This is a genomic window from Tepidamorphus gemmatus, from assembly GCF_004346195.1.
GTDB classification, from domain to species: domain Bacteria; phylum Pseudomonadota; class Alphaproteobacteria; order Rhizobiales; family Tepidamorphaceae; genus Tepidamorphus; species Tepidamorphus gemmatus.
Window position 1 is genome coordinate 62952 of record NZ_SMAK01000013.1, and the last position, 12415, is coordinate 75366.

At 67.5% G+C, this 12415-nt stretch carries 9 protein-coding genes; 6 read left to right on the forward strand and 3 right to left on the reverse strand.

Going from position 1 to position 12415, the window contains the following annotated elements; translation table 11 throughout:
• Positions 1-2: 2 nt before the first annotated feature.
• Entirely contained in the window at positions 3-824 is an 822-nt protein-coding gene (locus EDC22_RS16160) for a DUF1194 domain-containing protein (RefSeq protein ID WP_132807715.1), read from the reverse strand.
• Between the two features lie 139 nt (positions 825-963).
• Between EDC22_RS16160 and EDC22_RS16165 the strand changes: the two genes are divergently transcribed.
• The 6 genes from EDC22_RS16165 (at position 964) to EDC22_RS16190 (ending at position 7685) form a co-directional block, all read left to right on the forward strand.
• On the forward strand, positions 964-2238 hold the full coding sequence (locus EDC22_RS16165; RefSeq protein WP_132807716.1) for an acetylornithine deacetylase/succinyl-diaminopimelate desuccinylase family protein: 1275 nt from the start codon (positions 964-966) through the stop codon (positions 2236-2238).
• 113 nt (positions 2239-2351) lie between these two features.
• Positions 2352-3839, forward strand: a complete 1488-nt coding sequence (locus EDC22_RS16170) for an ABC transporter substrate-binding protein (RefSeq protein WP_425385539.1) — start codon at positions 2352-2354, stop codon at positions 3837-3839.
• 88 nt (positions 3840-3927) lie between these two features.
• On the forward strand, positions 3928-4881 hold the full coding sequence (locus tag EDC22_RS16175) for an ABC transporter permease (RefSeq protein ID WP_132807718.1): 954 nt from the start codon (positions 3928-3930) through the stop codon (positions 4879-4881).
• Entirely contained in the window at positions 4874-5728 is an 855-nt protein-coding gene (locus EDC22_RS16180) for an ABC transporter permease (protein WP_132807719.1), read from the forward strand. Before EDC22_RS16175 ends, EDC22_RS16180 begins: the two co-directional genes overlap by 8 nt.
• Positions 5725-6711 carry an ABC transporter ATP-binding protein gene (locus EDC22_RS16185; protein WP_132807720.1) on the forward strand — a complete coding sequence of 329 codons (987 nt, stop codon included), beginning with the start codon at positions 5725-5727 and terminating at the stop codon, positions 6709-6711. The genes EDC22_RS16180 and EDC22_RS16185 overlap by 4 nt, the downstream gene beginning before the upstream one ends.
• Positions 6708-7685: an ABC transporter ATP-binding protein gene (locus EDC22_RS16190; RefSeq protein ID WP_132807721.1), complete on the forward strand. Its 978-nt coding sequence runs from the start codon at positions 6708-6710 to the stop codon at positions 7683-7685. Before EDC22_RS16185 ends, EDC22_RS16190 begins: the two co-directional genes overlap by 4 nt.
• Positions 7686-7691: 6 nt before the next feature.
• Here the strand turns inward: EDC22_RS16190 and EDC22_RS16195 are convergent, their stop codons facing one another.
• Positions 7692-10793 carry an efflux RND transporter permease subunit gene (locus EDC22_RS16195; RefSeq protein ID WP_132807722.1) on the reverse strand — a complete coding sequence of 1034 codons (3102 nt, stop codon included), beginning with the start codon at positions 10791-10793 and terminating at the stop codon, positions 7692-7694.
• 9 nt (positions 10794-10802) lie between these two features.
• Positions 10803-11861, reverse strand: a complete 1059-nt coding sequence (locus EDC22_RS16200; RefSeq protein ID WP_132807723.1) for an efflux RND transporter periplasmic adaptor subunit — start codon at positions 11859-11861, stop codon at positions 10803-10805.
• Positions 11862-12415: the final 554 nt, after the last annotated feature.

Sequence of the window (12415 nt, forward strand, 5' to 3'; positions counted from 1 at the left end):
CCCTATCGCTCGCCGTCCATGTACATGCGCCACTGCCGTTCGCCGATATCGCAGGGAATGCGCGGTGCTGCCGCGCTCGCCGGAACGACCGCCGGAGGTTCCGGAACGCCGGCGATTTCCAGCACCAGCTTGTTGCGGATCGATTCGGCGAATTCCTGGGGGGAGTGAACCGGGATCAGGAACGCGCCCGGCCCGCCGATCACGCAGTCCTCGTAATAGATGTCGAGCTGTGGCAGGTCGAACAGCGACAGGGGCCCGGCCGGATTGGCGAGGAGGGGCAGGCCGTTGATCGTTATGCCGTCCGCCACGGCGGCATCGCGCGCCACCACCACCGGGCCGCCCTGATTGTTCGGGCCGTCGCCCGAGATGTCGATCACCCGGCGCAGTCCCTGGAAGCCGTTGTCGCGGAACATTGATCTGGCGAAATCGATCGCGCCGCTCACCGAGGTGCGGCGCAGCCGCGAGATCGGCGCCTCGGCCAGAGCCGCGGAAAGGTCGGCGGCGCTTGCCGCCCCGTCGATGAGCGTCCAGTTCAGGGTGATGATCTGGCTGGCTGCACCGGCCCACTCCATGTAGGCCACCGCGATCCTGCCATGCGGGCCGCTTTCGATCGCCTGGATGACCAGCGGATCGAGAAACGCTCGGACATAGCCGTCGCGCTGCAGGATCTGCTCTTCCATGTCCATTGACAGGGAGACGTCGACCGCGAGCACCAGTTCCAGATCGACCGGCTCGTCCGCAGCGGCGGCGGCCGGCAGCAGCAGCGCGGCAGCCATGATCGCAGTGCGCGGGACGGACGGCGTGGTCGGGAAGATGCCGCTCATCATGGCGACGGACGATAGGAAGCAATCGCAGCCGCTGGAAGTCACGATAACGAGAGCGCCCGGGTACGGCACACCGGATCGGACTTGCGGATTGCGGAGCAGGATAGAACAGTTGACAGAATCGATCAGGAGACCCCCGATGCGTGATGCGTTGTTCGCCCGGATCGAGGCGAAGACGGCCGAACTCGTCGAACTGACCCGCGATCTCATCCGCATTCCAACTGTCAATCCCCCGGGCGATGCCTATGCCGATTGCGCCCAATTCATCGGCGAGCGGCTGCGCCGGCGCGGCTTCGATGTCGCCTATCCGCGCGGCGAGGGCACTCCGGGGGATTCGGACCGGTATCCGCGTACCAATGTCGTGGCACGCCGCGCCGGTGGCCGGCCTGGCCCGTGTGTCCATTTCAACGGCCACATCGACGTGGTCGAGGTGGGGGACGGATGGACCACCCCGCCGTTCGGCGGCGAGGTCAAGGACGGCAAGGTCTTCGGCCGCGGCGCCTGTGACATGAAGGGGGGCATTGCCGCGTCGATCATCGCCGTCGAGGCGATTTGCGAAGAGTTCCCGGAATTTGCGGGCGTGCTCGAAATATCCGGTACGGTCGACGAGGAGTCCGGCGGCTATGGCGGCGTCGCGCATCTCGCCCGGCAGGGCTTCTTCACCCGGCCTCGGGTCGATCATGTCATCATCCCCGAACCGCTCAATGTCGACAGGGTGTGCCTCGGCCACCGCGGCGTCTGGTGGGCGGAGATCGAGACCTATGGTCGGATCGCCCATGGCTCGATGCCGTTCCTTGGCGACAGCGCGATCCGCCACATGGCGGCTGTCCTGGAGAAGTTCGAGCGCGAGTTCTATCCGTATCTCGCCACGAAGCGCACGACGATGCCGGTGGCGCCCGACGGTGCACGCCAGTCCACGATGAACATCAACTCGATCCACGGCGGGCTCGCCGAGGGATTCGAGGGCTGGCCCTCGGCTGTGGTCGCGGATTCCTGCCGGATGGTGATCGACCGGCGCTATCTAATCGAGGAGAGCTACGAGGAGGTACGTGGCGAGATCGTCAACCTGCTCGAGGCGCTCCGGCGGGAGCGGCCGGGATTTCGCTACGACCTGCGGGAGCTGTGGACCGTACCGCCCACCATGACCGATCGCAACGCCGCCGTGGTCAGGGCGGTGGCGGCCGAGATCGAGCGCGTGCTTTCCCGCCCGGCTGAGTTCGTCATCTCGCCGGGGACCTACGACCATAAGCACATCGTCCGCATCGCCGGGCTCAAGGAGTGCATCGCCTACGGTCCCGGCATCCTGGACCTTGCCCATCAGCCGGATGAATACGTCGCGATCGAGGATCTGGTCGCCTCCGCCAAGGTCATGGCTGCCTCGGCACTGGCGTTGATGGGCAGCGGGCAGGCATAGGGAACAGCGTCCGCATGACCAAGGACATGCTCGCAGGGTTGGCACGGGAGGATTGACCCGCCACGCATCGTTTCTGCTAGTCTCCCCCCGACGTGGGCGTCACCAGGGAGAAGATGGACATGAGACGCTTGGGGTTGATTGCCGCGCTGGCGCTCGCCGCGGCATCGATCGTCGCACCGGCCGCAGCGCAGCGGACCGACATCACCATGGGCATGGTGCTGGAGCCGCCGCATCTTGATCCGACCGCCGGAGCTGCCGCCGCCATCCGCGAGGTCGGTTATCGCAACATCTTCGAAGGGCTCACGCGCATCGACCGCAACGGCGCGGTGCAGCCGTTGCTCGCCCGCGACTGGGAAATCTCCGACGACGGGCTCGTCTACACCTTCCACCTGCAGGAGGGCGTCAAGTTTCACGATGGCTCGCCGATGACCTCGGCCGACGTTGCCTTCTCGTTCAAGCGGGCGATGGCGGAGGACAGCGTCAACGCCCAGAAGCAGTTGTTCGAACCGATCGAGAAGCTCGAGACTCCGGATGATCACACCGTCGTCATCACGCTGAAGCGGCCGACCGGTCACTTCCCGTTCAACCTCGGCTGGGGCGACATGGTGATCGTGTCGCCGGCCAGCGCCGACACCAACAAGACCCGGCCGATCGGCACCGGCCCGTTCAGGTTCGCCGAGTGGGTGCCGGGCGACCGCATCGTCCTGACCCGCAATCCCGACTACTGGGGCGAGCCGGTCGCGCTGGAACGGGCGACCTTCAAGATCATCCCCGATCCCGCTGCCGCCGTCGCCGCGATGATGGCCGGCGACGTCGATGCCTTCGCCAATTTCCCCGCGCCCGAGGCGATTCCGCAATTCGAGGCTGATCCCCGCTTCACCGTGGTGATCGGCTCGACCGAGGGTGAGACGATCCTGGCCATCAACAACGGGCGGCCGCCGTTCGACGATCTCAAGGTCCGGCAGGCCATCGCCCATGCGATCGACCGGCAGGCGATCATCGAGGGCGCCATGTTCGGACTCGGCACGCCGATCGGCTCGCATTTCGCGCCGCATCATCCGGCCTATGTCGATCTGACCGGGGTCTATCCCTACGATCCGGCCAAGGCGAAGGCGCTACTGGCCGAGGCCGGCCACGCCGACGGAATCAAGGCGACGCTGAAGCTGCCGCCGCCATCCTATGCCCGCCGCGGCGGCGAGGTCATCGCCGAACAGCTCCGCCAGGTCGGCATCGACCTGGAGATCATCCCGGTGGAGTGGGCGCAATGGCTGGAGCAGGTGTTCCGCGGCAAGGACTATGACCTCACCATCGTGTCCCACACGGAGCCGATGGACATCGAGATCTATGGCCGCGACGATTACTACTTCAACTATCACAACCCGGCATTCCGCGAGGTGTTGGACAGGCTCGCGGCCGAGACCGACACGCAGAAGCGTTACGCACTGATGGGCGAGGCCCAGAAGATCCTCGCCGCGGATGCGGTCAATGCATTCCTGTTCCAGCTTGCCAAGGCAGGTGTGTGGGACGCCAGACTTGAGGGCCTGTGGGAGAACAGCCCTATTCCGGCCAACGATCTGACCGAGGTCCGCTGGAAGGAGTGAGCACCCTTCGGAGCGCTCCGTCATCCGGAACAGGGGCGCGCGCCGCCGGCGCGCGTCCACTCCCTGCCGGCATGTCCGCAGCTCCGCCATGTTCCGCTTGATCGCCCAGCGCCTTGTCGCGCTCGTCGCGACCCTGTTTGCCGCCTCGCTGGTGGTGTTCCTGGTTATGCAGGTGTTGCCGGGCGATCCGGCAACGATCATTCTCGGCGTCGGCGCACGGGACGACACGCTGGCGGCGCTGCGACAGCAACTCGGCCTCGACCGGCCGCTGATCGTCCAGTATCTCGCCTGGGTCGGTGGCCTCCTCTCCGGCGATCTCGGCACGTCCTACACCTATTCGCGGCCCGTCTCCGAACTCGTCCTGCAGCGGCTCAATGTCAGCCTGCCGCTGGCGCTGATGGCGATCGCGCTGTCGACCGCGATCGCCATTCCCTGCGGTGTGCTCGCCGCGGCGCGCCGCAATCGGGCCGCCGATATCGGCGTCTCGGCGCTGGCGCAAATCGGCATTGCGATCCCGAACTTCTGGTTCGCGATGCTGCTGATCCTGCTGTTTTCCATCCATCTCGGCTGGTTTCCGGCCGGCGGTTTCGCTGGCTGGGATGGCGGGCTGATTCCGGGCCTGCGCTCGCTGCTGCTGCCGGCGGTGGCGCTGGCGCTGCCGCAGGCAGCGATCCTGACCCGCGTCACCCGCTCCTCGGTGCTGGAGGTTCTGGGCGAGGATCATGTCCGCACCGCCCGCGCCAAGGGCCTGACCCGCAGCGCCGCGCTGTGGCGCCACGCCGTACGCAATGCGCTGATCCCGGTGGTCACGATCATGGGGTTGCAGTTCTCGTTCCTGGTGGCCGGGACCATCGTCATCGAGAATGTCTTCTACCTGCCCGGCCTCGGCCGGCTGCTGTTCCAGGCGATCGCCCAGCGCGACCTTATCGTCGTGCAGTCGCTGGTGGTGCTGCTGGCCGGTTTCGTCGTCGTGGTGAACTTCCTTGTCGATCTCGCTTATCTGTCGATCGACCCGCGCCTGCGGAGTGGCCGCCATGGCTGATGCCGCCGCCCTGCGCGAGGTCGTCTCGAGGGGCATCCGCTCGGGCAGCTTCGTCATCGGGGGAACGATCACGGCACTGTTCGTCGTGGTCGCGATCGTCGCCGTGTTCTGGACACCGTGGTCCTACACCGCGATGAACATCGCCGGCCGGTTGCAGGGACCGTCGATGGCACACTGGCTCGGCACCGACCAGTACGGACGCGACGTCCTGTCGATGCTGATGAAGGGAACCCACAACTCGGTTCTGGTCGCCGTGGTCGCCGTCGGTATCGGCATGGGACTCGGTGTCCCGCTCGGGGCGCTCGCCGCGGCGCGGCGCGGCTGGATCGACGAGGTGGTGATGCGCGCCTCCGATTTCGCCTTCGCCTTTCCGTTCCTTCTGTCAGCTGTGATGATCACCGCGCTGTTCGGGCCGGGCGCGGTCAATTCGATCATCGCCATCGGAATCTTCAATATTCCCGTCTTCGCCCGCCTGACGCGCGGCTCGGGCATGGCGGTCTGGCAGCGCGACTACGTGATGGCGGCGCGCGCGGCCGGCAAGGGGGCGGTACGGATCACCGCCGAGCACATCCTGCCCAACATCGGCAACGTGCTGATCGTCCAGGCGACGATCCAGTTCGCCCTGGCGATCCTGGGCGAGGCGGCACTGAGCTATCTCGGGCTCGGCACGCGCCCGCCGCAGCCGTCCTGGGGGCGGATGCTGAACGAGGCGCAGACCATGGCCGCCATTGCTCCGCATCTCGTCATCTTTCCCGGCCTTGCCATTGTCCTGACCGTGCTCGGCCTCAACCTGTTCGGTGACGGGCTGCGCGACGTGCTCGATCCGCGTCTGAGGCGCGTGCGATGACGGCACTGCTCGAGGTCGACGATCTGGTGGTCGACTTTCCGCTTCCCGGCGGGCGCGCGCGCGTGCTGCATCACGTCGACCTGCGGATCGGGGCCGGCGAGGCAGTCGGGCTCGTCGGCGAATCCGGTTGTGGCAAGTCGATGACGGCGCTCGCCGTCATGGGGCTGATGCCGCCTGCGGCCGAGACATCCGGGTCGATCCGGCTCGCCGGCGAGGATCTGCTGGGCAGGAGCGATGCCGCCATGAGCCGCGTGCGCGGCCGGCGCATCGGCATGATCTTCCAGGAACCGATGACGGCGCTCAATCCCGTGCGTACGATCGGCGATCAGGTTGCCGAGGGCATGCGCCTGCATTTCGGCCTTGGCCGCCGCGAGGCCCTGGACAGGGCGGTCTCGCTGCTCGAGAGGGTTGGGCTTCCGCCAGACCGCTTTCCGCCCGGCCTTTATCCGCACCAGCTGTCGGGGGGGCAGCGCCAGCGGGTGGTGATTGCCATCGCTCTCGCCTGCGGTCCGGAGCTCTTGATCGCCGACGAGCCAACCACGGCGCTCGACGTCACCATCCAGGCGCAGATCCTCGATCTGATCACCGAGGTCGCGGCCGAGACCGGCTCGGCACTGATGATGATCAGCCATGATCTCGGCGTCATCGCCGAGACGACCGACCGGATGCTGGTGATGTATGCGGGAACCGTCGTCGAGGAGGGACCGACGGCGGAGGTCTTCGCCCACATGGCGCATCCTTACACCCGCGGCCTGTTCGCCGCGATGCCGAGCCGGGCGCTGGTCGGCGCCGGGCGGGGTCGGCTCGCGACGATCCCCGGCCAGGTCCCCGACCCGCGCCGCCCGCGCGTCGGATGCCCATTTGCTCCCCGCTGTCCGCGTGCGCGCGAACAATGCCGGACCGAGATCCCGCCTGCCGATCCCTTCGGTCCCGACCACCGCGTACGCTGCTTCTATCCGGGTCCGGAGGCAAGCGGCGGATGACGTTAGGGCCCCCGCTCGTCGAGATCGACGGCGTCGTGCGCGACTACGTGCTGCCGCGGCCGGGCCTGTTCGCGCCGCACCCGATCTACCGGGCAGTGCATGGGGTGTCGCTGTCGATCGAGGCCGGGCGGAGCCTCGGGCTGATCGGCGAGTCGGGCTGCGGCAAGTCGACGCTCGCGCGGATCGTGCTGGCACTCGACCGGCCGACCTCGGGCACTGTCCGGCTCGCTGGTGAAGACCTGTTCGCGGCCCCGCCCGCCCGCCTGCGGACGCTGCGCAAGCGGATGCAGATCGTCTTTCAGGACCCTTACGGCTCGCTCGATCCGCGCCGCAAGGTCGGCTGGATCGTCGCCGAGCCGCTCAGCGTGCTCGCGCCAGAGCTTGACCGGCAGGGGCGCCGCCGGGCGGTTGCCGATGCCCTTGACGCGGTGGGCCTGTCGGCGGAGCAGGCCGACCGCTATCCGCACGAATTCTCCGGCGGCCAGCGCCAGCGCATCGCGATTGCCCGCGCACTGGTGACCGGACCTGACCTGATCGTCGCCGACGAGCCGGTCTCCGCGCTCGACGTGTCGATCCAGGCGCAGATCCTGAACCTGATGATGGATCTGCGCGAGACGCGTGGCGTCACCTTCCTGTTCATCAGCCACGATCTGACCGTCGTGAACCATGTCACCGACGCGGTCGCGGTGATGTATCTCGGCCGAGTGGTGGAGCAGGGTCCGACGGCGGCGGTGTTCGGGGCGCCCGCCCATCCCTACACGGCACTGCTGCTGTCGGCGGTGCCCAGGCCCGATCCGGCCTTCCGCCGCCGCCCGAGGGTTGTGCCCGTCGAGCCGCCGCCGGCGCCGCGCGAGGGGGCATGTCCCTTCGCGCCCCGCTGCGCCCGCGCCGACGACCGGTGCCGCAGCGAGGAGCCGGCGCTGGCCGTGCACGGGGAAGGACGGAAGGTGGCCTGCTTTCACCCTTCGGTGTGAGTCGCTTCACTCCGCCGCCTGCGGCAACTTCGGCTCCGTGGCGGGCGGTGCGGCGCGGCGGTCCTCTTCCGCCTCCACCTCGCCGACTCTGCCAGCGATGTAGGTGTAGACGACCGGGATCACGAACAGCGTGAAGAAGGTCCCGACCAGGAGGCCGCCGACGATGACGAGGCCGATATCCTGGCGGCTCTCCGCGCCGGCGCCGGTCGCGATCGCCAGCGGCACCGCCCCCAGCACCATCGCGCCGGTCGTCATCAGGATCGGCCGAAGCCGCAGCACCGAGGCCTCGATCGCAGCATGGATCCTGTCGTGACCGGCCACCCTCAGCTGGTTGGCGAATTCGACGATCAGGATGCCATGCTTGGTGATCAGGCCGATCAGCGTCACCAGGCCGACCTGGCTGTAGATGTTGAGCGTCGAGCCGTCCATCCACAGCGCCAGCAGTCCGCCGGTGATCGACAGCGGCACCGTGAACATGATGATCAGCGGGCTGCGGAAGCTCTCGAACTGGGCGGCCAGCACCAGGTAGATGAAGGCGAGCGCCAGCACGAAGGTGGTGTAGATGCCCGCGCTCGAATCCCTGAAGTCGCGCGACTGGCCGCCGAGATCGGTCCGCGCCGTCGCCGGCAGCACATCCGCCGCCACCTCGTCGAGGAACGCCAGCGCCTGGCCGAGCGAATAGCCGGGCGCGAGGTTCGCCTTGATCGTGGCCGAGCGGAGCTGGTTGAAGTGGTTCAGTTCGCGCGGCGCCACCGTCTCCTCGATGGAGACGAGATTGGACAGCTGAACCATGTCGCCATGTGCCGAACGCACGAAGATCTGCCGAAGCTGGTCGGGATTGCGCCGGTCGACGTCGGCGACGCGGACCACGACGTCGTACTGGTCGCCGCCGCGCTTGAAGCGGGTCACCTGCCGGCCGCCGAGCAGCGTTTCCAGCGTGCGGCCGAGCACCGCCAGATCGACGCCGACCGAGGCCACCTTGTCACGGTCGACGTCGAGCCGGATCTGTGGCTTGGACAGCGTCAGGTCGGTCTCGACATTCTGCAGCCCCTCGTTCGCGCGCGCACGCTCGAGGAACGCATCGACCATCTCCTGAAGCTCCTCGTAGGGCCGCGAGGTCTGGATCACATATTCCACGGGGGTATTGCGCACGCTCTGGCCGAGCGGTGGTGGCGTCGAGGGGAAGGCGCGGATGCCGGGGATGGCGCCGATCGGTCCGCGCAGCGCCGCCGCGATCTCGGAGCTGGTCCGCTCCCGCTCGTGCCAGTCGGTGAGGCGCGCGAAGGACAGACCCTGGTTCGCCATCGGATTGCCGACGATGACGAAATAGCGTTCCACCTCGGGCACTTCGGCAAGGATATTCTCGATCTGGCGGGCGTAGCGATCGGTGAAGGCGAGTGTCGAGCCTTCCGGGCCGGTGAAGAAGGTGGTGATCGTGCCCTGATCCTCGTAGGGGGCGAGCTCGGAATTGAGCTGGGTGAACAGCCAGTAGCCGGACCCGGCCACGGCGAGCCCGATCACCAGTACCAGCGGGCGGACGCGCATGCAGGCGGCGAGCAGCCGGCGGTATCCGTTGTTGAGCCCGTTGAGCCCGACCTCGAACACCCGGTAGAGCCAGCTGTGGCTGACCTGGTGCCTGAGCAGCTTCGAGCACATCATCGGAGTCGCGGTCAGCGCGACGAAGCCGGAGACGAGTACGGCGCCGGCCAGCGTCAGGGCGAACTCCGTGAACAGCCGGCCCGTCGCGCCCGACATGAACCCGATCGGGGCGTAGACCGCCACCAGCGTCAGCGTCATCGCGACGATCGCGAAGCCGATCTCGCGCGCGCCCTCGATGGATGCGCGCATCGGCGGCACGCCGTTCTCGATATGCCGATGGATGTTCTCCAGCATCACGATCGCGTCGTCGACGACGAGCCCGATCGCCAGCACCATCGCCAGCAGCGTCAGCGTGTTGATGGAGAATCCGGCCAGGTACATCAGCGCAAAGGCGCCGACCAGCGAGATCGGGATCGTCACCAGCGGGATGACGGTGGCGCGCAGCGACCGGAGGAACAGGAAGATGATCAGCACCACCAGCACGATCGCCTCGGCGATCGTCATGTAGACGTTGCGGATCGATTCCTCGATGAATTCGGACCGGTCGTAGGACGGCTCGAGCGTCATGCCCTCCGGCAGCATCTCGATGACCCGCGGCAGTTCGGCGCGCACGGCGGTGGAGACGTCGAGCGGATTGGCGGTCGCCTGCTTGACGATGGCGACCGTGACCGAAGTTCGCCCCTTGTAGCGGACATTGCGGCTTTCGTCGCGCGGGCCGATCTCGGCGCGGCCGACATCCGAAAGCCTGACCAGATAGCCCTGGTCGGTCTGCCGGATGATGAGGTTGTTGAACTCCTCGGGCGTGTTGAGATCGGTCTGCGACAGCACCGTGAACTCGCGGTCGCGGCTCTCGATGGTGCCGGCCGGAATCTCGACATTCTGCTGTCGCAGCGCTGCCTCCACGTCCTGCACCGTGACGCCGTAGGCGGCGAGCCGGGCGCTGTCGAGCCAGATCCGCATCGCGTATTCGCGGCTGCCGTAGATCATGATCTGGGCGACGCCCGGCAGGCTCTGGAGCTGGTTTGCGACGATCTTGTCGGCGGCCTCGGTCACCTCCAGCGCGTCGTGCCGATCGCTGGACAGCGCGATATAGTAGACCGGCTGGGCGTCCGCCTCGACCTTGCGGATCACCGGCTCGTCGATCTCGTCGGGCAGCTGGCGGCGGGCGCGTCCGACCCTGTCGCGCACGTCCGCGGCCGCGTCGGAGGGGTCGCGGTCGAGATTGAAGGTGATCGAGATCTGGCTGCGCTCCTGACGGCTCACCGAGGACATGAAGTTGATGCCCTCGATGCCGGCAAGGGAATCCTCGAGCACCTTGGTGACCTTGGACTCGACGATCTCCGCGCTGGCGCCGGTATAGGTCGTCTCGACGCTGACCACCGGCGAGTCGATCGCCGGATACTCGCGCACGGTCAACCGCTCGTAGGAGACGACGCCGACCAGCAGCACCACCAGGCTCAGCACCGTGGCGAAGACCGGCCGCCTGACGCAGATTTCCGAGATCCGCATGAGACCGCCTCAGGAGGCGGAAGCCGCGTGTGCGGGCGCTTCCCGCATCACGGGGGCGACCGCGGCCCCGTCGCGGATCTTGATCTGGCCGGCGACGATCACGACATCGCCCTCCGCCAGCCCCTCGCGAATCTCGACCTGTCCGAACCGCCGCTGGCCGAGGACAACCGGTGTGCGCACCGCCTTGCCGTCGATCACCCGGTAGACGAAGGTGCCGTTGGCATCGGCGACGATCGCATCCTCGGACGCCACGATGGCGCTGTCGCGCGACTGGGTCTCCAGCAACACCCGGGCGAACAGGCCGGGGCGGAGGATTCCGTCGGGATTGGGCACGACGGCGCGCAGGGCGATCGATCGCCCGGCCGGGTCGATCTGCGGATTGATCGCGTAGACTTCGCCGGTGAAGGTGCGCTCGCCGAGCGCGTCGACCTTGATCTGGATGCGGGCGCCGCTGCGGACATGGGGCAAGTAGCGCTCCGCCACCGAGAAATCGACCTTGATCGGGTCGATCTTCTCGAGGTTCACCAGCTTCTGGCCCGGCTGCACGTATTCCCCGACGCTGACATTGCGCAGGCCGACGATTCCGTCGAAGGGGGCGACGATGCGCATCTTGTCGAGCCGGCTCTGGGCGAGCGTGAGCAGTGCTTCGGCCACCTGCAGTTCGGACAAGGCCTCGTCGCGCGCCCGCGCCGTGCCGGCTCGCGACTGCAGCAGACCGTCCGCCCGCTCGAAATTACGCTTCCGCAGCTCGTGATTGGCCTGCGCCTCGATCAGCTCGGCCTCATGCACGGTGGAATCGAGCTGGAACAGGACATCTCCTTCCCTGACGGCCGATCCCTCGGTGAAGGCGATCGAGGAGATCCGGCCGGCGATCTCGGGACTGATGGTGACGGATTCCGCCGAGATCAGCGTGCCGATGGCCGTCGCCTCCTCGATGACGCGTTCGACGCGTACCGGCTCGGCCTCCACCGGCACCGGCCCGGCCTGGCCGGCCGCCGCGACCACGCTCAGGACGAGGCCGGCGACTGTGGCACCGGCGGTCTGGATCCACAGACAGGACTTGGTCAAACCGCAATCCTTTCGTGAAGCGGAGCCCGCATCCTCCGCAGGTCAGCCATTCGCCCGCTGGAACGCGCCGTAGCATGGCACCGGATGCGACCCGGTCAAGTGAGCCCCTCGCCGCATTGGGTCGGCTGGGCCATGCCCGGATGCCTCCGGGCCGGCGCGCAGTCAGCCCTCGGCCAGCCCTCGGCACTTCCGACGCACCTTGCGGCGCGAGCCTGAGTTGACACCGATTCTAGCGGGAAAAATGGCAATCTGTGCCCGCGCTCGGCTGCCCACCGTTCACAGCTGCGTGTTCCCGCGTGTTCGCTGGGCGAAAACGCTGATCGGCGCCGAGATCCTCCTGGCCCTCCGCTTGGACCCGCACCGCCGGCGCGGCCCCCGGTGTGGTGTCATGCGCGTTTGGGAGTTGCGGTTTGGGTTTGGTGTCCGATGGTCTGGAGGACCTTTGCGAGGATTGCGGTATGGTCGAGGCCGGCGCGGGCGATCATGGCGGCGGGGGTGTCGTGGTCGATGAAGGCGTCGGGCAGGCACATGGTGCGGACTTTCAGGCCGCGGTC